This is a genomic window from Methylobacterium mesophilicum SR1.6/6 (assembly GCF_000364445.2).
GTDB lineage: Bacteria > Pseudomonadota > Alphaproteobacteria > Rhizobiales > Beijerinckiaceae > Methylobacterium > Methylobacterium mesophilicum_A.
The window spans coordinates 5,542,848-5,561,873 of sequence record NZ_CP043538.1 but is presented as its reverse complement, the minus strand read 5'-3'; the positions used below and the strand labels follow the sequence as shown (position 1 = coordinate 5,561,873).

Sequence of the window (19,026 nt, the reverse complement as noted above, 5' to 3'; positions counted from 1 at the left end):
CCGGACGGAGAATGCCGGTGGCGTGCGTCTGCTCAATCCTTCACTACCAGCGGCCCGGCCTGCGCGACCGGCAGCGGGAGGGGTTCGAGGCCGCACCGCGCTGCCGCGTCGGGCGGCAGCAGCGGGCCGAGCAGGTTTCGACGGGCGGCCAGCATCGCCAGGGAGCGCTCGGCCGAGACGGCTTCCGGGGCCGGCGCCGCCGCGAAGAGGTGCTCCAGGGCGAAGCGGTAGCGCGCGAGGCGCAGGCCGGCTTCGAGCCTGACCCAGGCGATGAGACAGCGGTTCTCGGCAACCCGCTGGGCGGCCAGCCGCACGTCGATATCGTTGAGGGTCTTGGCGAAGGGCAGGCTGCGGAGGCGCGCGGCATCCGCGTCGATCACGCGGGCGGCGAGCGCGGCGAAGAGCGGGATCAGCCGGGCATCCGCCGTGGCGTCGTCGCCGAGCTGCCGGTAGCGGGATACCGGCGAGCGGGCCGGCTCGGCGGTCAGCACATCGTAGTAGGCGCCGATCTCGTCCACGCGCCAGGTCGGGGGCATCGCGTGCGCGCTCGCGAGGCCGTACGCGGCGTCCTGGAAGGCCGCGAACGTGCTGGTCGGCTGGACGAAGCGCCATGCGCGATCGCGCAGGGCCTGCTCGTCGTCGGTCAAGCCTGAATCGAGGAGCAGCCGCCCGCGGCCATGGGTGCTGAAGCTGCCCGTGGTGTCGATGAGGCCGTTCCAGACGCCGGTGCGCGGCCGGCCGAAATCGCCGTTCTGCGTGCAGGCGGCCAGCAGCGCCAGCGCCGCGAAGACTGGAAAGAGGCCCGTTACCGTTCGAGAACGGCCGGGCCGCGGGCGATCCGGGACTGGCATGGGCAATCCCCGGGCAGGCTCAGGAAGCGAGGCGCTCGTAGCGCACGCCGAGGAACAGGAGAATCTCGCCCCGCTGCTCGTCCGAGCGCGGGATGCGGCGCGTCCGGCGCGCTTCGGCGCCGGGAAACGCGATGACGGCCGCCGTCGCGGTCGGGTCCGGCTCGCGCCTGGGATCGGCTGCCTGCAGGGATTGAGGCGCCGTGCCCGACGCCTGCGGCTTGATGACGGTCATGATCTCCGGCTCCTGTCGGCAATCCGAGCTTCTGGCCCGGGCCCGGGACGGGCGTCGGCAAGGGCTACGTGGGCAATGCAGCACGACGTGGTTAACGGACTCTTTCCGGCCCTCGGCCCGCTCCGTCGCCCGCTGCTCGGCCCACCCCTCAAGGCTTTCTCCGGCCGGCTCCCGGCACTGGCCGGCGGGCGGTTGGCGCGCGATTTGCGACGCGGTTCCCGCCCATGGCGGGCGTTTCCTCCCTTCGACTTGAGGCCCTGTCCGATCGCGGGCGGGGCCTTTTTCTCGGCCTGGAGCCTGTCCTGCGACCCGCGCGCCACAGTGCGGCGAAGCGTTGCCGTCGCCACTCCGCTTGGAACCGCCGCGGACCCGCGGCGCTTGCCTACGGCCCGGCACGACCGATATGCCGGATGCGGGTGGATGGGGGGACCGTCGCGTCGGTTCTCCGCCCGAACGAGATTTGAGGACACCGCTGAATGCGACTGGTTCCGGAACGATCCCTGCGCTCCTTCCGCCGCCGCGGGCTGGCCACGGCGGCGCTGGCGCTGTTCGCCCTCACCGCTGGCCCGGCTTACGCCCAACGCGAGGACCAGGGGCTGCAGCTCGGCTGCGCGAACGACTATTTCCGCCTCTGCGCTGGCGTCGACCCGAACAGCCAGGACGCGGACCGCTGCATGATGCGCAACCGCAAGCGCCTGTCGCCCGAGTGTCGCGCGGCGATCGGCGATTACGACAAGCGCACGGGCAGCAAGTCGCTGTCCGACGAGTGAGTCGGCCTCCGGTCGCGATACCCGCCGCTGGCGAGGGGCGTTTTCGATGAGCCTGACCGTCGCGGTCCAGATGGACCCGATCCAGAACATCCGGATCGCGGGGGACACCACGTTCGCTCTGTTGCTGGAAGCCCGGCGGCGGGGGCACACGCTCGTGTACTACACGCCGGACCGGCTCTCGATGCAGGGCCGGCGCGTCACCGCGCGGGTCGAGGGGCTGACCGTGCAGGACGTGGAGGGCGCGCACTTCACCCTGACGCCGCCGGAGCGGATCGACCTCGCCGAGGCGGACGTGGTGCTGATGCGCCAGGACCCGCCCTTCGACATGGCCTACATCACGGCCACCCACATGCTGGAGCGGATCCATCCAGAGACGCTCGTGGTCAACGACCCGTTCGAGGTGCGCAACGCCCCCGAGAAGCTGTTCGTCCTCGACTTCCCCGAACTGATGCCGCCGACTTTGATCAGCCGCGACAAGGCGGAGATCGAGGCCTTCCGGCTGGAGCATGGCACCGTGGCGATGAAGCCACTCCACGGGCATGGCGGCGCGGCCGTCTTCAAGGTCACCGAGAAGGACCCGAACTTCGGTTCGATGTTCGACCTGTTCGCCACGACCTTCCGGGAGGCCTGGGTGGTGCAGCGCTACCTCGACCGGGTCACCGAGGGCGACAAGCGCATCATCTTGGTCGACGGCGTGGCCATGGGCGCGGTCAACCGCGTGCCGGCAGCGAACGACATCCGCTCCAACATGGTCCGCGGCGGCGCGGCTTCCGCGTCGGAGCTGACTGAGCGCGAGCGCGAGATCTGCGCGACGATCGGCCCGGAACTGGCGCGCCGGGGCCTGATCCTGGTGGGGATCGACGTCATCGACGGGCATCTGACAGAGATCAACGTCACCTCTCCCACGGGCATCCGGGCGATCAAGCGGCTCGGCGGACCCGACCTGTCGGTGGCGGTCTGGGATGCGATCGAGGCGCGGGTCGCCGCCCGCAAGGGTGTGTGACTGTGCTCTGCCTTGCCGCTGAAGCGCTTCGCGCGGCCCGTAGAAGCCCCGGCTGGAAACGCCCCCTCACGTCTCCGCCTTCGGCGTGGCGCTGAGCTCGGCCCAGTCAAACTCCTCTTCCAACAGGTAGTAGGCGTCGTCGCCGATCCGGCCGCGCCGGCGCAGGGACAGCACTGCGTCCCGGGCAGCCTCCACGGCCCGGCGCCGGGCGGCGTCCGCCGGCAGGCTCTCCGGCGCCAAACCCTCCTCGTGCTCCTCGGCCTCGGCCAGCGCCGCCTGGAACTCGGCGCGGATCGCCTCGGTCGCCGGCTCGTCCTCGGCCTCCGCGAGGCTGTCCAGAGCGGCCTTGTAGGCGGCGGCCCGGGCACGGCCGGTCTCGCGCCCGACCGGGTCGTCATCCTCCAGCTTCAGGTGCGCCAGCAGCGGGCGCAGGGTCAGGCCCTGGATGATCAGAGTGCCCAGCACGGTGCAGAAGGCGGTGACCACCACGAGGTCGCGATGGGGGAATTCCGCAGGCAGGGCCAGGGCGGCCGCCACCGTGACGATCCCGCGCATCCCGGCCCATGACAGAGCGATACCTGGCCCGAGCCGGGCCGGTGCGCCGGCCTGCCGGATGCCGATGCCGCGCATCCCGGTCGTCGGCAGCACCCAGGCGAGGCGGGTCACCACCACGGTGGCGAAGGTTGCGCCCGCGAGGATCAGCGCCTGCCATGCATCCGCGCCGGTCAGCCGCTCCCGGATCGGGTCGATCTGGATGCCGATCAGCACGAAGGCCAGGACGTTGAGGACGAACACCGCCGTGTCCCAGACCGCATAGGAGATCACCCGGGCCCGCGGCGCCGTCACGCCCGGCGCCCGGCGCGCCACCGTCACCGCGAAGGTGACGATGGTGAGCACCCCGGACAGCTCCAGCCGCTCCGCGGCGAGCCAGATCCCGAAGGCACCCACGAACTGCATCACGATCGCGCTCGCCGGGTCCGTGACGCGCCGCGTCAGGGCCACGAAGATCAGGCCCAGGACGGGGCCGACGACGAGGCTCCCCACGACGCCCAGGAGAAAGACCGGTGCAACCTCGGCGGGGTGGAAGGCGCCGGCCATCGCGGCCGTCACGCCGAGCCGGTAGATCAGCAGCGAGGCCGCGTCGTTGAGCAGGCTCTCGCCGCGCAGGATGGTGGCGAGCCGGTGCGGCATGGGCGCGTGCTTGAGTACCGCCAGCGCCGCCACCGCGTCGGGCGGCGCGACCACGGCACCGAGCACGATGCAGGCGGAGAGCGGCATGTCCGGCACGACGAGCCGGGCCACGACCGCGACGGCCAGCGTCGTCACCGCCACGGCGCCGACCGCGAGCCCCAGCACCGCGCGCCAGTTCTCCTTCATGTCCCGCACGGAGGCGTCGAAGCCGGCATCGAGCAGGACGGGGGCCAGGAACAGCGCGAGGGCGAGCTCGGGATCGAGCCGCAGGTTGGGGACGCCGGGCACGAAGGCGAGGCCGACTCCGCCCAACGCCAGGAAGGCCGGATACGGCGCGCCCAGCCGGCGCGCCAGGCCGGCCAGGAGGACGGCGCCGAACAGGACGCCGACAACCCACTCGAAGATCAACATGCTGCTGAAAGAGGCGGAGCGCCGTCACCGTTCCCGGCGCCGCCGTCGCAGGCCGGCTCAGTATTGCACGGTCGCGCGCAGGCCGAGCACCGCGGCGTTGCGCAGCCGGCGGCCGTCCGGCCCCGCGATGCCGGCGCCGGGATGAATGACGTATTGCGCGTCCGGCTGAATGGTGAAGCCCGGCACGACCACGGCCTGATAGGTCGCCTCGATCACCGCCTCGGCCCTGCGGCGGGGCATGGGCTGGCCCGAGTAGAGGATCGTGTCCCGGTCGGCCCGCTGGGCCTCGTCGCTGATGCGGGCGAAGGCGACGCTCACGCCCACCGTGTCGTCGTCCCGGCCCTCGAACAGGCCCTTGTAGGCCAGGCCGGTATCCACGTAGGCGTCGATCAGGCTGGATCGGGTGGGCGACCACGCGGCGCGCACGAAGAAGCCGAGGCCCTCGTCGTCCTTGCCGGATTCCCGGTAGAGCGTCTGGTCGTAGATCGCGTAGAGCCCGGCATTGCCGCGCACCGGGCGGCCGATGCCGGAGGCGCTCGGGTCGGCGAGGGGAACGCCGGTGATGTCGAAGCGCAGGCTGTCGAAACGGCCGAAATGCTGCCAGCCGCCGAGGGTGATGTCGCCCGGCAGGCCCTTGGATCCGGGGGCGATGTTGTACGCGTAGGTCGCCTCCGCGACGATCAGGGCTGGGTCGTTGACGCGGAAATTGGTGCCCGTCCGATTTAGGCGCTGCGCCTCGGGATCCTGGCCGGGGCGGTTCGCCCCGGCCGGGTCGCCGTCGTAGAGCCCGACCTGCAGGGAGAATCCGTTGCCCGGGACGTACTTCGCCCGGATCGCCGGGGCCGCGAGCGGGTAGGCCGGGCCGCCGCTCGGCAGGTCGAGCCCGGTGATCGCCGGCCAGCCGAAGGTGGAGTTCACGAACAGCGTCGCGGTCTGGCTGACGAAGAACTCGGTGTCGGCTGCCTGCTGGCCGATGCGGATCCCGAGCTGTCCGTCCATCAGGGTCTGGTCGAACCAGAGCACGTAGAGGCGCGTCGAGGGCAGCGCCTCGATCACGCTCGTGGTCAGCAGGTTGCCGACATAGTAGCGCGACAGGCCGGTGCCGTGGATGAAATAGGCGTTGGCGTGAACCGTCGCGCCCTGCCAGCCCGCCAACCGGTCGAGGTCGAGGTTGAGCCGCAGGTTGAGGCGGTCCTCGACGATCGCGCCCTGCCGGATCCCGCCGACCGGGTTGCCCAGGACGTCGGCGATGTAGGTCAGGCTGTACTCGATCCCGCGTTCCTTCAGAAGCGGGCGGATGCCGAGGGGATCACCGAGGGGGCCGAGATACGGTTCCACCGAGCGGACGTAGCCGCCGGATGCCTGGCTGGTGGTTTCCGGCTGGGAGACCGAGATGCGCGGATCGGCGCCCGCGCCTTCGAAGACCGTCCGGGTTTGCTGCTGGGCCTCGGCCGGCGCGACCACTAGGCCGAGCCCGATCGCGAGACGGGGTGTGAGCCTGCGGATGATGCTCCGGTTGCCGCTGTGAGCGACCAAACACGATAATCCGGCCCACGCCCTCATCCTGAGGTGCCGGAGCGTAGCGGAGGCCTCGAAGGAGCCCTCCAGAGATCGCGGAGGCTCTTGAACCCCCCCTTCGAGGCCGCTTCGCGGCACCTCAGGATGAGGGGGCGTGTTGGAGGGCCCGGCACCTCTTACTCCGCTACGGGGGCAACGGTGCCACAGCGTAGCATACTGCATCGGTTGAGGGCCCCCACCCTTTGCAGGATCCACACGCTCGCCTAACCCTGCGTCCGGAACACGACAGGATCGCCGATGCCCGAGACCCCCGTCTTCACGTCAGCCGCCGTGGCCGCGCCTCACAGCCTCGCCGCGCAGGCCGGCCAGACCGTCCTCGCGCAGGGTGGCAACGCCATCGAGGCGATGGTCGCGATGGCCGCCTCGATCGCGGTGGTCTACCCGCACATGAACGGCATCGGCGGCGACGGCTTCTGGCTGGTTCGCGAGCGGGGCGGCCGGGTGCGCGGCATCGAGGCCTGCGGACCGGCCGGGCGCCTCGCCACGATCCCGCGCTACCGCGAGAAGGGCTACGACGCGATCCCCGCGCGCGGCCCCGACGCGATGGTCACGGTTGCCGGCGCGGTGGGCGGCTGGCGCCTCGCCCTGGAGCTCGCCCGAGCGCTCGGCGGGCGCCTGCCCCTGGAGACGCTGCTCGCCGACGCGATCGCGCAGGCGCGCGCCGGCGTCCCGGTCTCGCCCTCGGAGGCGCGCTACGTGCCCCAGGAGCTCGACACGCTCCACGACGCCCCGAATTTTTCGAGAACCTTCCTGAAGGACGGCAAGCCCTATCCGGCGGGCGAGACCCGCGCCCTGCCGCTGCTCGCCGCCACCCTGGAGCAGCTCGCCCATGCGGGCCTCGCCGACTTCTACCGCGGCGATATCGGCCGGGAGATCGCCGCCGACCTGGAACGCCTCGGGGCGCCGGTGACCCGGGCGGACCTCGAGGCCTTCACGGCGGCCGAGCGGGTGCCGCTCTCGATCCGGCGGCGGGACACGACGCTCTACAACTTCCCGCCCCCGACCCAGGGGCTCGCCGCGCTGCTGATCCTCGGCATCTTCGACCGGCTCAACATCGCCGAGCCGGAGGGGACGGCCCACTATCACGGCCTGATCGAGGCGACGAAGCGGGCCTTCGCGATCCGCGACCGGGTGGTCACCGATTTCGGCCGGCTGCGGCACGACCCGGCCGCCTTCCTGACCCCGGAGCGCCTCGCCCGGGAGGCGGCGCTGGTCGATATGGGCCGCGCCGCCCGGGTGCCGCTGCCCGATCCGGGCCACGGCGACACGGTCTGGATGGGGGCGATCGACAAGGACGGCCTCGCGGTCTCCTACATCCAGTCGGTCTACTGGGAGTACGGATCCGGCACGGTCCTGCCGGCGACCGGAATCTGCTGGCAGAACCGGGGCATGTCGTTCTCGCTCGATCCGAAGGCCGTGAACCCGCTGGAGCCAGGCCGGCGCCCGTTCCACACGCTGATCCCCGCCATCGCCGCCTTCGACGACGGCCGGGTGATGAGCTACGGCAGCATGGGCGGCGACGGGCAGCCGCAGTTCCAGGCCCAGATCTTCACCCGCTACGCCGACTACGGGATGGCAGTGGCAAACGCCGTCGATGCCCCGCGCCTCCTCTACGGCCGGACCTGGGGGGCGCCCTCGCTCAGCGTGAAGGTGGAGGACCGGTTCGATCCGGCCTGTATCGCGGCCCTCGGCCGCCTCGGCCACGACATCGAGGAGCTGGGCGGTCCCTACATCGACTCGCTCGGCCATGCCGGCATGCTGGTCCGCCACCCTGGAAACGGGCGGATCGAGGCAACCCACGATCCGCGTTCGGACGGCGGCGCGCTGGGGCTCTGAAGACAGGTATCCTTGGGTGGGGGCTGGTTCTCAGGGCGTGCAGCCCTTCCCGGCCTCCCTGTCAGCCCGCCCCGCCTGCGCGTCGATGTCGAGGGCGGTCATGTCGCCCAGGATGGCGAAGTCGCCGTAATCGAGCTTGAGCGCGCCGCTGACGCCGTTCTCGTAGAGGTCGAAGCCGAGGGTGTAGATCGGTGTCCGCTCCCCGGCGCCCTCCGTGTAGTAGCTCAGGCGCACGGGCCAGTGCGGCATGGCGGCGAGGGCCCCGTCGCGCAGGGGCTTGTCGCGGGTCGAGCCGGAGGCGGGTGCCGGCCCCGTCTCCGTGTGGCCGATCACCGCGAAGGTGTCGTAGATCTTCTTGCCGTCGTCCGAGCCGTCGAACACCTTCACCGACAGCGTCGGCTGGCCGGCCCGCGCGGTCTCGATCAGGCGGCGCATGTGCTCGCTGGGGAACAGGACCGGCCCCGCGACGGTCAGCGGCTTACCGGGACCCTTCAGCTTCACCGTCAGGCTGTCGCCCTGCTCGGTGGCGGTCCCGTCCACGGGGGCAGCGGGCTGGTTGTTGGTGAGCGTCGTCGTCTTGAACCGGAACTCGCGGCCCTGCCCGCCCTCGAAGGTGGTGCTGCGCATGTCGGACAGGCGCGTGCCGGTCTCGCCCGAGGCCAGTTCCGTCACCTGACGGGTCAGCATCGTGTAGCCCCGGCAGGCATCACCCCGGAAATCGACGACGATGCGGCCCCGGGCGCTCTCCACCGAACGGGTGCCGCCGCCCTCGGCGAGCGACAGGTCGTAGACCGCGCGGTGGTTGGCCAGCACGATGGCGGGTTCGGTGGCGGGAGCCTGCGGCTTGGCCTCAGGCTCGGGCGCCGCGGGCGGGGCCGCCTGCGCGCTCCAGGCGGAGACGAGAAGGCCGGCCGTCAGCAGTCGGGAGAGGCGCAGGCGCATGGAGGACCTCGGTTCAGCCCGCCGCAGATAGCAGGCTGGGCAAATCGGGCAAACCTCGCGATCACCGGTAGCCCTCGGCCTGCAGGGTGAACAACTCGGCATAGCGCCCGCTCCGCGCCATCAGGGCCGTGTGGCTGCCCGATTCCAGCACCCGGCCGCCCTCCAGGACCAGGATCCGGTCGGCCATGCGCACCGTGGAGAAGCGGTGCGAGATCAGCACCGCGGTGCGGCCAGCCGACAATTCGCGGAAGCGCGCGAAGACGTCGTGTTCGGCCCGGGCGTCGAGGGCGGCGGTGGGCTCGTCGAGGATCAGGATCTCAGCTTCGCGCATGTAGGCGCGGGACAGCGCGACCTTCTGCCACTCGCCTCCGGAGAGGTCGAGGCCGCCCGCGAAGCGCTTGCCGAGCGGCTGGGCATAACCCTCGGGCAGGCGCTCAATCACCGGGGCGGCGAGGCCCCGGGCGGCCGCGGCCGCGATGCGATCCTCATCCGCCGCGGCCTCGATACGGCCGACCGCGACGTTCTCCCCGGCGGTGAGATCGAAGCGGACGAAGTCCTGGAAGATTGCCCCGATCCGCGCGCGCAGATCCTCGAGGTCGTAGGCGGTGAGCGGCATGCCGTCGAGGAGAACACGGCCCTCGTGCGGGTCGTAGAGACGGGTCATCAGCTTGACGATCGTGGTCTTGCCGGCGCCGTTGCCGCCGACCAGCGCCACCGTCTCCCCGGCGCGGACGGTGAAGGAGAGGCTCCGCAGCGCCCAGATCTCCGTGCCGGGATAGCGGTATCCGACATCCTCGAAGACCAGCCCCTCGCGGATCGGCACCGGCACCGGGACGGGACGCGCGGGCGCGACGATCTGCGGCCGTATCTCGAAGAACGCGTAGAAGTCGTCGAGGTACTGGGCCTGGCCGGTGATCTGGGTGAGCCCGAGGAGCATCTCCCTGATGCCGCTGTGCAGGCGCTGGAAGGCGCCGGCCAGGAAGGCGAGGTCGCCCACCGAGAAAGATCCCGCCACCGTCCGCCAGACGATCACCGCGTAGGCGGCGTAGTAGGCGAGCGTCCCGAGGCCCGCGAAGGCGAAGCCCCAGCCGGCGCGGGCGGTGGCGAGCCTCCGGTTCTCGGCCAGCAGCCGGCGCGCCACCGTCGCGTAGAGGTCGGTGACGTAGCCCGAGAGGCCGAAGAGCTTGACCTCCTTGGCAGTCTCCACGCTGGCGCCGAGATAGCGCAGGTAGTCGAGCCTGCGCCGCTCGGGGCTGCGCAACCAAGCCAGCCGGTAACCGGCCGCGGTGAAGTGCCACTCGTTCAGCACCGCCGGCACCAGGGCCACGGCGATCAGGACGATGAGCCAGGGCGTGAAGGCCGCCACGCCCGCCGCCAGGGAGACGAGGGTCAGCAGAGCCTGGACCTGCCAGAGCACCGTCCCGATGAGGCCGGTGCGGCCGCTGACCTGCCGGCGCGCGCGCTCAAGGCGATCCTGCTGGGCACTGTCCTCGAACTGCGCGAGGTCGAGGGCGGCGGCATGCGCCATCAGCCGCAGGGAGGCCGCGTTGGCGTAGCGGTCGCCGATCAGGGTCTCGACGAGGCTCGTGAGCCGGCCGGCGAGATCCGAGACCAGGGCGAGGCCGAACTCGGCCGCCACCAAGCCGGCGAGCCGCGCCCGGGCGGGATCGGCGAGCCACTGGGACAGGCTCATCTCCGGCGCTGGCCGGGCGTGCTCGGCGACAATCCCGTCGAGGATCAGCTTGGCGAGATACAGGGACAGGACCGGCAGGCAGGCCGCGACGAGCCGCAAGGCGAGGCTCGCGGCGAGCAGGCGCGGACTCGCCGCGGCGATCTCGCGGAACAGGACGGGCAGGTAGCGCAGTGCGCCGAAGCGCCCGGCGAGGCGCGACGTGCGCTCGGTCATCCCCGGACGATTCCGCGCCGCCGATCGACGCCCGGTTGGCCGGCGTGCAGAGAAAGCATAAGCTGTAGCATTATAGAGGCTTAGATCTCGTCGAGTGGTGTGTGCTCAGCGGCCCTGCAATTCTGAGAGTTTCGGTCTTACTCATTATCGCTGGCATACTCGCCGCGGTGGTGCAGTTCCTGTTGCCGTCCGCGGGACCCGGGCTCGGGACCCAATCGGCACCGCCGCCCGCTCCCTCTCAAGTGAACGAGCCGCCGCCCGTCGTCCAGCCGGCGCCGCCGCCCTCGTCGCCCGTGCCGGCCGAGCGTTCCCGGGAGCCGGCCGCGCCTTCCGGGACTGGCGCGACGACGCAAGCAGCCCCGCACCGGATGCCCTCCGATGCCCTCGCCTTCCCGTCGGATCCGGCCGCGCAGCAGGACGCGCAGACACAGGCACAGGCACAGCCTCAACCGCAAGGCCAGGAGGCCGCAGGTCAGGCCGAGGTCGAGCGGGCCGAGGACGGTGCCGGACCCCGGGCGCTGGCGGTGGTCGACCTGAACACCGCCTCGGTGGCGGATCTCAACCGCCTGCGGGGTGGCGGCACCATCGGCCGAGCGATCGTCGCCAAGCGCCCCTACACCTCGGTGGACCAGTTGCTGTCGAAACGCGTGCTCAGCCGGGCGGTCTACCAGCGGATCAAGGATCAGGTGACGGTGCGGTGAGGCAGCGGCGGCCCCTGCAGATCATTGTATCGCGGATGCCGCGCCCCGACCGAGATCGATTTCGCGGCGCGGGCGCGCGGGCTCACGCGGTCAGCCGTCCTGGTCTCCGCGGCGCGGGACAAGATCCAGGCCGAAGGCTGACATGCGCCCCTTCAGAGCCTGGTCCCGAAGATCTCCGCCACCTGCGGGATGTCCTTGTCGCCGCGGCCCGACATGTTCATCACCATCAGGTGATCGGCCGGGCGCTGCGGCGCGAGTTCCAGGACCTTGGACAGGGCGTGGGCCGGCTCCAGGGCGGGGATGATCCCCTCCAGCATCGAGCAGAGCTTGAACGCCTCTAGGGTCTCGGTGTCGGTCGCCGACAGGTAGGTGACCCGGCCCATCTCGTGCAGCCACGCGTGCTCGGGGCCGATGCCCGGGTAGTCGAGGCCCGCCGAGATCGAGTGGGCGTCAGCGATCTGCCCGTCCCCGTCCATCAGCAGGTAGGTGCGGTTGCCGTGCAGCACGCCCGGCTTGCCGCCGGTGAGCGAGGCCGCGTGCAGGCCCGACTGCACACCGTGGCCCGCCGCCTCGACGCCGAAGATCTCGACCTCGCGGTCGTCCAGGAACGGGTGGAACAGCCCCATGGCGTTCGAGCCGCCGCCGATGCAGGCGACGAGGGAGTCCGGGATGCGGCCCTCCTGGGCGATCATCTGCTCGCGGGTCTCGCGGCCGATCACCGACTGGAAGTCGCGGACCATTGCCGGATACGGATGCGGGCCCGCCACCGTGCCGATGCAGTAGAACGTGTCGGCGACGTTGGTGACCCAGTCGCGCAGCGCCTCGTTCATGGCGTCCTTGAGGGTCTTGGTGCCGGATTCCACCGGGATCACCTCGGCGCCGAGCATCTTCATGCGGAAGACGTTGGGCGCCTGCCGGGCGACGTCGACCGCGCCCATGTAGACGACACACTTGAGGCCGAAGCGCGCGCAGAGGGTCGCGGTGGCGACGCCGTGCTGGCCGGCGCCGGTCTCGGCGATGATCCGCGGCTTGCCCATGCGGCGGGCCAGCAGGATCTGACCCAGCACGTTGTTCACCTTGTGGGAACCGGTATGGTTCAGCTCCTCGCGCTTGAAATAGACCTTGGCACCCTGCCCCGCCGGAGCCTTGGCGCGCAGGTGCTCGGTGAGGCGCTCGGCGTAGTAGAGCGGGCTCGGCCGGCCGATATAGTGGGTGCCGTAGGACTCCATCTCGGCCTGGAAGCTTGGGTCGGTCTTGGCCGCGTCGTAGGCCGCCTCCAGCTCAAGGATCAGCGGCATCAGCGTCTCGGCGACGAATCGGCCACCGAAGATGCCGAAGCGGCCGCGCTCGTCGGGGCCGGTGCGGAAAGAGTTGGGCTCGGGGGCGATGGTCACGGGACGGGTCCTGCGCGAAGGTCGATCGTTTGCCGGGTGCCTAGACCCATGCGGCCGCCGCCGCAATGCGGCCAGCCGCCCGCGTAACCGGATCGGCCCTCAGGACGAACAGGCTGTCAGCGCACGCCGCCGCATCCGGCAGGCGCATCCGACAGGAGGTCTGCATGGCTCTTCGCGATACGGTCCGTCCGCTCCTCGGCGCGGCTCTCGGGCTCGGCTTGGCCGGCGCGCTCCTGCTGCCCCGGCTGCCCGCCTTCGCCGAGGAGGCGCCGCGCCGTCTGCCGGAGGCGGTGACGCGCTCCGCCGAGGCGCCGGGACCACACGTGGCCGTCTTCGCCGGCGGCTGCTTCTGGGGGGTGCAGGGGGTGTTCCAGCATGTCCGCGGCGTGAGCAGCGCGGTATCGGGCTACGCCGGCGGCACCCGCGCAGACGCCGATTACCGGGCGGTGAGCGGCGGCGGGACCGGCCATGCCGAGGCCGTCAAGGTCACCTACGATCCGGCTTTGATCCGCTACGATGAGCTCCTGCGGATCTTCTTCTCCGTAGCCCTCGACCCGACCCAGGTGGATCGCCAGGGACCCGATTCCGGGAGCCAGTACCGCTCGGCCCTGTTCCCGCGGGATGACGCGCAGGCCGGCGTGGCGCAGGCCTATATCGCGCAGCTCGACGCGGCCAAGGCCTATGCGCGGCCGATCGCCACCCGGATCGAGCCGGGCGCGGCCTTCTACCCGGCCGAAGCCTACCACCAAGACTTCATGGCGCTCCACCCGGGGCACCCGTACATCACCGTCAACGACGCGCCGAAGCTGGAGGCGCTGCGCACGCTCTTCCCGGAGCGCACGGCGCCGCAGCCGGTCCTGGTCAACCGTCCCCCGGCGTGAGGGTCCGCTCCGTCATCACGAGCGCTGCGAAGCGACGCGGGGCAGCGCGACATCCCTGAGCGTGGCGCCACCCTGGATCGCTTCGCTCCGCTCGCAACGACGGCGGTGCGATCACCGCGAGCCGTCCAGACTCCCCTACTCTTCCGGCGGCCGCGGACGGCCGAAATCGGGAGCCGCGGTCTCCTGGCCCAGGGCCACGATGCTGCGCCGGATCGCCCGGGTGCGGGTGAACATCGCGTGCAGCGCGTCGCCGTCGCCCCAGCGCACCGCTTTGGCGAGGGCCGAGAGATCCTCGTTGAACCGCCCGAGCATCTCCAACACCGCGTCGCGGTTGTTGAGGAAGATGTCGCGCCACATCGTCGGGTCCGAGGCGGCAATGCGGGTGAAGTCGCGAAATCCGCTCGCCGAGAACTTGATGACTTCGGATTGCGTGGCTGATTCGAGGTCGGCGGCCGTGCCGACGATGTTGTAGGCGATCAGGTGCGGCAGGTGGCTGGTGATCGCCAGCACGTGGTCGTGGTGCTCGGCGCTCATCGTCTCCACGTTGGCGCCCATGCCCTCCCACAGCGCCCGGACCCGCTCGACAGCCGCCGGATCCGTGCCCTCCGGCGGCGTGAGGATGCACCAGCGGCCGTTGAACAGGGTCGCGAAGCCCGCATCCGGCCCCGAGAACTCGGTGCCGGCGATCGGGTGGCCGGGGACCAGTGCGACGCCCTCGGGCAGGTGCGGCCGGACCGCCGCCACGACGGCGCCCTTCACCGAGCCGACATCCGACACGATGGCGCCGGGCTTGAGATGCGGCGCCATCTCGGCCGCTGCCGCACCGATGGCGCCGACCGGCACGCAGAGGATCACCAAGTCGGTGTCGGCCGCGCCCTCCGCCGGATCCCCCGTGACCACGTCGGCGATGCCGAGCTCGCGCACCCGCTCGCGCACGGCCGGATCTCGGTCCACCGCCACGATCGTGCGGGCGAGGCCGTAGCGGCGCGCCGCGCGGGCGATCGAGGACCCGATCAGGCCGAGGCCCACGATGGCGAGGCGGCCGAGGGCGGGCTCCGCCGGGATCGTCTCAGGCATGCTGGCCCCGCACGAAGTCGCCGAGGGCTGCCAGGAAGGCCGTGTTGGCCTCCGCCCCGGCCACCGTCACCCGCAGGGCGTCGGGCAGGCCGTAGGCGGTCACGCGGCGTGTGATCAGGCCGCGCTCCGTGAGGAACGCGTCCGCGTCGGCCGCCGAGCGGCCGGGGGCGTCGGGGAAGTGGATCAGCAGGAAGTTCGCGACGCTCGGCGTCACGGTCAGGCCCAGGGCGCGCGCGCCCTCGGTGAGCTTCGGCAGCCACTCGGCATTGTGGGCGGCGGCCGCCGCCATGTGGGCCTCGTCGGCGATGGCCGCCGAGCCCGCGGCGATCGCCGGTCCCGAGACGTTGAAGGGGCCGCGAATGCGGTTGACCGCGTCGGCCACGTGTGACGGTGCCACCATCCAGCCGATCCGGACCGCGGCGAGCCCGTGGATCTTCGAGAAGGTGCGGGTCATCACGACGTTCTCGGCCTCAAGGGCGAGTTCGAGCCCGGCCGAGTAGTCGTTCGCCCGGACGTACTCCGCGTAGGCGCCGTCGATCACCAGCAGCACGTGCGGCGGCAGGCCGGCATGCAGGCGGCGGATCTCGTCGAAGGGCAGGTAGGTGCCGGTCGGGTTGTTGGGGTTGGTGACGTAGACGATCCGGGTCCGGTCCGTGACCCGGGCCAGGATCGCGTCGACATCGACGGTGAGATCGCGTTCGGGCGCCACCACGGGCTCGCCGCCGGAGGCCAGGATGGCGATCCGGTAGACCAGGAATCCGTGCTCCGAGTAGATCCCCTCGGTGCCCGGGCCGCCATACGCGTAAGCCAGCAGCGAGAGCAGCTCGTCCGAGCCAGCCCCGCAGACGATCCGCTCAGGATCGAGCCCGTATCGCTTCGCGATGGCGGTTCGCAGCACCGTGGCGCGCCCGTCCGGGTAGGTCTCCAGCTTGGCAGTGGCTTCGTGGAGGGCCGCGAGCGCCGCCGGGCTGGGGCCGAGGGGCGTCTCGTTGGACGAGAGCTTGTAGACCTTGCCGCCGCCGGGCCGCCCGCTCTTGCCGGGCACGTAGGTGTCGATCGCCAGGACGCCGGGACGCGGTTCCGGACGGGCGGGTCGGGGGGCGGACATGGGCGGGCGACTCGGGATGGGCGGGTTTGAGGATTCTCGCGCCCGTCTACAGCATTTCCTTTGCCGGTGAACCCGGGCCCTCCGGACGCGCCGGCGGATCCGCCGCGAAGCGGTCCGCCCGATCCATCCCCGCGCGACCGCGCCGCCCTACTTCTTCCCCGTCCCACCTCACTGCGGAGGACGATCCCATGCCCCTCGAACGCTATCTGGACGGCGGCGCCCACATCCTGCCCGCCAACGAATCCCTGATCCGCTTCGCCATGACCGACGGCCAGCGGGTGATCGGCATCGACGTTCCGATCCCCGTGCTGCGCCAGCACTTCGGCGGCGGGGCCGAACTCGCGCCCCTGGAGCTGTTCGCCCGCAACCAAGCGGTGATCGAGGCCGCGGCGAGCCAAGCCTACGACCGGACCGAGACGCCAAACGACCTGCTGGACATGGGGCCGGAGGATTTCGACACGCGGCCAGCCCCAGCCAAGCTCTGACCAGCAGGATCTCTCAGCGGCAAAACGGTGACGCGCAAATGCCGCGGGGCACTCGCCACGTTTCGGCCTGTTGAGTCCGGAGAAGGGGCGCGTCGGGCGTGCCGCGCCCAGAATCCTCGTTGGCGGATCGACGATGCCCGGTGACCTGATCCTCTGCAGCCTGTTCTTGACCGGGATCCTCACCTCGGTCGCCGCGGATTGCCGCCTCCGGCGCGTCGAGGCTGCCCCGTGGATGAACGGCTGCATCACGGCGGCCGGCGCAGCCCTGGTCTTCGTCGCCTGCGCGGCCGCGATCCGCTGAGGAACCGTCCGGCACCGGACGGATTTCCCCAGCCGGATCGGGTGCTGCGCAGGCGACGCGGCCGGTTGGATGAGGTGTTTATGGTTTCGATACAGGCCCTCATCGGCTGCGGACTCGTCCTGACCGGCATGGTCATCGAGAGTGCGGCGAGCCGGCATTGGCGTGGCGGTGTGCGCGCCGATCGGCTCGATGCCCGCGCAGCCCTCGCCCTCGGCCTTCCGGCGCTGGGTCTTGCCGTGATGGCCGCACCGCTGGCGTGAGCGGGTCGGGGCCGGCGCGGAAAGGTCCCTCCTTCACGAAGCCGCGGACGTGGCGCGTTGACGCTCGGCGCCCCGCGCATTACCTCCGCGGACGCTGACCGCGTCGGGCGAGTGCGGCGCGTCACGCGACCTCCCTTCTCTCCCGGTTCGGCTCCGATCGGATACACGGTCGTCACGACCCGCCATGGACACCCAACCGGACACGGCCCTTCGGCCGGACCCGACCGACGCGCCCGCCCGGACTGTGCCCGAGCGCTCGCAGGCGCTCGACCCGAAGAGCCCGGTCGCCCACTTCGCCGCCGACACGCCGCTCCTCACGGATGCAGGGGTCGAACTCGCCCCCTTCCAGATCGCCTACCAGACCGCCGGCACCCTCAACGCCGCGCGCTCGAACGCGGTGCTGATCTGCCACGCGCTCACCGGCGACCAGTACTTCGCCCACACCCATCCGGTCACCGGCAAGCCCGGCTGGTGGGAGACCCTGGTCGGCCCCGGCAAGCCGATCGATACGGACCGCTACTTCGTGGTCTGCTCGAACGTCATCGGCTCCTGTATGGGCTCCACCGGCCCGGCCTCGATCGACCCGGCGTCGGGGCGACCCTACGGACTGAACTTCCCGCTGGTGACGATCCGCGACATGGTCCGGGCCCAGGCGATGCTGCTCGAGCATCTCGGTATCCGGGACCTGTTCCTGTGCATCGGCGGCTCGATGGGCGGGATGCAAGTGCTGCAATGGGCGGCGCTCTATCCTGAGCGCGTCTTCGCCGCGATGCCGATCGCCACCGGCGCCCGCCATTCCGCGCAGAACATCGCGTTCCACGAGGTCGGCCGGCAGGCGATCATGGCGGATCCCGCCTGGGCGGACGGGCGCTACCTCGAGGCCGGCACGCGTCCCGCCAAGGGGCTCGGCGTCGCCCGGATGGGCGCGCACATCACCTATCTGTCGGAGCCCGCTCTGCACCGGAAGTTCGGCCGGCGTTTCCAGGACGGCACGGCGCCGACTTTCTCGTTCAACGCGGATTTTCAGATCGAGAGCTACCTGCGCCACCAGGGCCTGAGCTTCGTCGAGCGGTTCGACGCCAACGCCTACCTCTACCTGACCCGAGCGATGGACTATTTCGACCTCGCCGAGGACCATGGCGGCGTGCTCGCCAACGCCTTCCGGGGTACGAAGACCCGCTTCTGCGTGATTTCGTTCACGTCGGACTGGCTGTTCCCGACGCGCGATTCCCGGGCGATCGTGCACGCTCTCAACGCGGCCGCGGCGCCGGTGGCCTTCGTGGAGGTCGAGAGCGACAAGGGCCACGACGCTTTCCTGCTCGACGAGCCGGCGATGTTCTCTGCGGCCCGCGGTTTCATCGACGCCGCGGCACGGGCACGCGGCCTGTGAGCGGCTCGATGCTGGGCAAAACCGCCCACGGGGCGCCCTGGGAGAGCGCTGACGCCCTCCCCCACACGGCCGAGGAGAACGGCGCCCGCGTCGATCACCTCGTCGTGCTGGGCCTCGTCCCGGCGGGTGCCCGGGTCCTCGACATCGGCTGCGGTGACGGCTCGCTGCTGGCCCTGCTGCGCGACCGCCGCGGCATCGACGGGCGCGGGATCGAATTATCCCGCGAAGGGGTCAATGCCTGCCTCGCCCGGGGCCTCTCGGTGATTCAGGGCGACGCTGACACCGACCTCGCCAATTACCCGGACGGGGCCTTCGACGTGGTGGTCCTGTCCCAGACCATCCAGGCAACCCGCAACCCCCGGATCGTGCTGGAACACCTGTTGCGCATCGGGCGGCAGGTAATCATCTCATTCCCGAATTTCGGGCATTGGCGGGTGCGCTCCGAGCTGGCCTTCCGCGGGCGGATGCCGATCACCGAGATCATGCCGGATGCGTGGTGGGAGACACCTAACATCCACCATTGCACGATCCGCGACTTCGTCGGCCTCTGCCGCCTGATCGGCGCCCGCATCGAACACGCCACGGCGCTCGACGCCCGCGGCCGGCCGATGCGGTTCTCGATGCCCTGGTGGGTCTGGAACCTGTTCGGCGCCCAGGGGGTGTTCCTGCTCCGGCGCGAGGGCAGCGAGAACTAAGACGGGCGAGGCGG

General features: G+C 71.1%; 19 protein-coding genes. 10 read left to right on the top strand and 9 right to left on the bottom strand.

The window, feature by feature from the left end; translation table 11 throughout:
* Positions 1-32: 32 nt before the first annotated feature.
* Together MMSR116_RS26315 and MMSR116_RS26310 are read right to left on the bottom strand one after the other, a co-directional pair.
* Positions 33-851, bottom strand: a complete 819-nt coding sequence (locus tag MMSR116_RS26315) for a hypothetical protein (RefSeq protein ID WP_010685379.1) — start codon at positions 849-851, stop codon at positions 33-35.
* A gap of 19 nt (positions 852-870) precedes the next feature.
* Complete coding sequence (locus MMSR116_RS26310; RefSeq protein WP_010685380.1) at positions 871-1,083, bottom strand: hypothetical protein; 213 nt, start codon at positions 1,081-1,083, stop codon at positions 871-873.
* A gap of 476 nt (positions 1,084-1,559) precedes the next feature.
* Here MMSR116_RS26310 and MMSR116_RS26305 point away from each other — a divergent pair, with 476 nt between their 5' ends.
* Positions 1,560-1,853: a hypothetical protein gene (locus MMSR116_RS26305; RefSeq protein ID WP_010685381.1), complete on the top strand. Its 294-nt coding sequence runs from the start codon at positions 1,560-1,562 to the stop codon at positions 1,851-1,853.
* Between the two features lie 46 nt (positions 1,854-1,899).
* Positions 1,900-2,856 carry a glutathione synthase gene (gshB, locus tag MMSR116_RS26300; RefSeq protein WP_010685382.1) on the top strand — a complete coding sequence of 319 codons (957 nt, stop codon included), beginning with the start codon at positions 1,900-1,902 and terminating at the stop codon, positions 2,854-2,856.
* Between the two features lie 66 nt (positions 2,857-2,922).
* On the opposite strand, the gene MMSR116_RS26295 is transcribed toward gshB, so the two are convergent.
* Together MMSR116_RS26295 and MMSR116_RS26290 are read right to left on the bottom strand one after the other, a co-directional pair.
* Positions 2,923-4,458: a cation:proton antiporter gene (locus MMSR116_RS26295; RefSeq protein ID WP_010685383.1), complete on the bottom strand. Its 1,536-nt coding sequence runs from the start codon at positions 4,456-4,458 to the stop codon at positions 2,923-2,925.
* 57 nt (positions 4,459-4,515) lie between these two features.
* Entirely contained in the window at positions 4,516-5,967 is a 1,452-nt protein-coding gene (locus MMSR116_RS26290; RefSeq protein WP_039894009.1) for a carbohydrate porin, read from the bottom strand.
* Between the two features lie 306 nt (positions 5,968-6,273).
* Here MMSR116_RS26290 and MMSR116_RS26285 point away from each other — a divergent pair, with 306 nt between their 5' ends.
* Entirely contained in the window at positions 6,274-7,872 is a 1,599-nt protein-coding gene (locus MMSR116_RS26285; RefSeq protein WP_010685385.1) for a gamma-glutamyltransferase family protein, read from the top strand.
* A 30-nt stretch (positions 7,873-7,902) separates the two neighbouring features.
* Here the strand turns inward: MMSR116_RS26285 and MMSR116_RS26280 are convergent, their stop codons facing one another.
* Positions 7,903-8,814, bottom strand: a complete 912-nt coding sequence (locus tag MMSR116_RS26280; RefSeq protein ID WP_010685386.1) for a cell envelope integrity EipB family protein — start codon at positions 8,812-8,814, stop codon at positions 7,903-7,905.
* Positions 8,815-8,875: 61 nt separating this feature from the next.
* A complete protein-coding gene (locus MMSR116_RS26275; RefSeq protein WP_010685387.1) occupies positions 8,876-10,720 on the bottom strand; it encodes an ABC transporter ATP-binding protein in 1,845 nt (614 codons plus the stop codon).
* A gap of 368 nt (positions 10,721-11,088) precedes the next feature.
* Between MMSR116_RS26275 and MMSR116_RS32435 the strand changes: the two genes are divergently transcribed.
* Entirely contained in the window at positions 11,089-11,421 is a 333-nt protein-coding gene (locus MMSR116_RS32435; RefSeq protein WP_010685388.1) for a helix-hairpin-helix domain-containing protein, read from the top strand.
* 152 nt (positions 11,422-11,573) lie between these two features.
* Here the strand turns inward: MMSR116_RS32435 and trpB are convergent, their stop codons facing one another.
* Positions 11,574-12,815 carry a tryptophan synthase subunit beta gene (trpB, locus tag MMSR116_RS26265; RefSeq protein ID WP_010685389.1) on the bottom strand — a complete coding sequence of 414 codons (1,242 nt, stop codon included), beginning with the start codon at positions 12,813-12,815 and terminating at the stop codon, positions 11,574-11,576.
* Positions 12,816-12,979: 164 nt separating this feature from the next.
* On the opposite strand from trpB, the gene msrA reads away from it, so the two are divergent.
* Complete coding sequence (msrA, locus tag MMSR116_RS26260) at positions 12,980-13,696, top strand: peptide-methionine (S)-S-oxide reductase MsrA (protein WP_010685390.1); 717 nt, start codon at positions 12,980-12,982, stop codon at positions 13,694-13,696.
* 135 nt (positions 13,697-13,831) lie between these two features.
* On the opposite strand, the gene MMSR116_RS26255 is transcribed toward msrA, so the two are convergent.
* Entirely contained in the window at positions 13,832-14,773 is a 942-nt protein-coding gene (locus tag MMSR116_RS26255; RefSeq protein WP_010685391.1) for a prephenate/arogenate dehydrogenase family protein, read from the bottom strand.
* On the bottom strand, positions 14,766-15,881 hold the full coding sequence (locus MMSR116_RS26250) for a pyridoxal phosphate-dependent aminotransferase (protein WP_010685392.1): 1,116 nt from the start codon (positions 15,879-15,881) through the stop codon (positions 14,766-14,768). Before MMSR116_RS26250 ends, MMSR116_RS26255 begins: the two co-directional genes overlap by 8 nt.
* Positions 15,882-16,069: 188 nt before the next feature.
* Here MMSR116_RS26250 and MMSR116_RS26245 point away from each other — a divergent pair, with 188 nt between their 5' ends.
* From MMSR116_RS26245 to metW, 5 genes are all read left to right on the top strand, one after another.
* Positions 16,070-16,366, top strand: coding sequence for a DUF1488 family protein (locus tag MMSR116_RS26245; RefSeq protein ID WP_010685393.1), 297 nt, complete (start codon positions 16,070-16,072; stop codon positions 16,364-16,366).
* A 133-nt stretch (positions 16,367-16,499) separates the two neighbouring features.
* Positions 16,500-16,667 (top strand): hypothetical protein, encoded by a 168-nt coding sequence (locus MMSR116_RS31480; RefSeq protein ID WP_191991843.1) that lies wholly within the window; start codon positions 16,500-16,502, stop codon positions 16,665-16,667.
* A gap of 80 nt (positions 16,668-16,747) precedes the next feature.
* Positions 16,748-16,927 carry a hypothetical protein gene (locus MMSR116_RS26240; protein ID WP_010685394.1) on the top strand — a complete coding sequence of 60 codons (180 nt, stop codon included), beginning with the start codon at positions 16,748-16,750 and terminating at the stop codon, positions 16,925-16,927.
* A 184-nt stretch (positions 16,928-17,111) separates the two neighbouring features.
* On the top strand, positions 17,112-18,317 hold the full coding sequence (metX, locus tag MMSR116_RS26235; protein WP_010685395.1) for a homoserine O-acetyltransferase MetX: 1,206 nt from the start codon (positions 17,112-17,114) through the stop codon (positions 18,315-18,317).
* 8 nt (positions 18,318-18,325) lie between these two features.
* Entirely contained in the window at positions 18,326-19,012 is a 687-nt protein-coding gene (gene metW / locus MMSR116_RS26230) for a methionine biosynthesis protein MetW (protein ID WP_010685396.1), read from the top strand.
* The last annotated feature ends 14 nt before the right edge of the window (positions 19,013-19,026 follow it).

Excerpts from the sequence above, each read along its gene's own strand:
- MMSR116_RS26315 (WP_010685379.1), bottom strand. The coding sequence starts at position 851 with ATGCCAGTCCCGGATCGCCCGCGGCCCGGCCGTTCTCGAACGGTAACG.
- MMSR116_RS26275 (WP_010685387.1), bottom strand. The coding sequence starts at position 10,720 with ATGACCGAGCGCACGTCGCGCCTCGCCGGGCGCTTCGGCGCACTGCGC.
- MMSR116_RS26285 (WP_010685385.1), top strand. The coding sequence starts at position 6,274 with ATGCCCGAGACCCCCGTCTTCACGTCAGCCGCCGTGGCCGCGCCTCAC.
- MMSR116_RS32435 (WP_010685388.1), top strand. The coding sequence starts at position 11,089 with ATGCCCTCCGATGCCCTCGCCTTCCCGTCGGATCCGGCCGCGCAGCAG.
- MMSR116_RS26305 (WP_010685381.1), top strand. The coding sequence starts at position 1,560 with ATGCGACTGGTTCCGGAACGATCCCTGCGCTCCTTCCGCCGCCGCGGG.
- MMSR116_RS26295 (WP_010685383.1), bottom strand. The coding sequence starts at position 4,458 with ATGTTGATCTTCGAGTGGGTTGTCGGCGTCCTGTTCGGCGCCGTCCTC.
- MMSR116_RS26250 (WP_010685392.1), bottom strand. The coding sequence starts at position 15,881 with ATGTCCGCCCCCCGACCCGCCCGTCCGGAACCGCGTCCCGGCGTCCTG.
- MMSR116_RS26255 (WP_010685391.1), bottom strand. The coding sequence starts at position 14,773 with ATGCCTGAGACGATCCCGGCGGAGCCCGCCCTCGGCCGCCTCGCCATC.
- MMSR116_RS26245 (WP_010685393.1), top strand. The coding sequence starts at position 16,070 with ATGCCCCTCGAACGCTATCTGGACGGCGGCGCCCACATCCTGCCCGCC.
- MMSR116_RS26280 (WP_010685386.1), bottom strand. The coding sequence starts at position 8,814 with ATGCGCCTGCGCCTCTCCCGACTGCTGACGGCCGGCCTTCTCGTCTCC.
- MMSR116_RS26240 (WP_010685394.1), top strand. The coding sequence starts at position 16,748 with ATGGTTTCGATACAGGCCCTCATCGGCTGCGGACTCGTCCTGACCGGC.
- msrA (WP_010685390.1), top strand. The coding sequence starts at position 12,980 with ATGGCTCTTCGCGATACGGTCCGTCCGCTCCTCGGCGCGGCTCTCGGG.
- gshB (WP_010685382.1), top strand. The coding sequence starts at position 1,900 with ATGAGCCTGACCGTCGCGGTCCAGATGGACCCGATCCAGAACATCCGG.
- MMSR116_RS26310 (WP_010685380.1), bottom strand. The coding sequence starts at position 1,083 with ATGACCGTCATCAAGCCGCAGGCGTCGGGCACGGCGCCTCAATCCCTG.
- metW (WP_010685396.1), top strand. The coding sequence starts at position 18,326 with ATGCTGGGCAAAACCGCCCACGGGGCGCCCTGGGAGAGCGCTGACGCC.
- MMSR116_RS31480 (WP_191991843.1), top strand. The coding sequence starts at position 16,500 with ATGCCCGGTGACCTGATCCTCTGCAGCCTGTTCTTGACCGGGATCCTC.
- metX (WP_010685395.1), top strand. The coding sequence starts at position 17,112 with ATGGACACCCAACCGGACACGGCCCTTCGGCCGGACCCGACCGACGCG.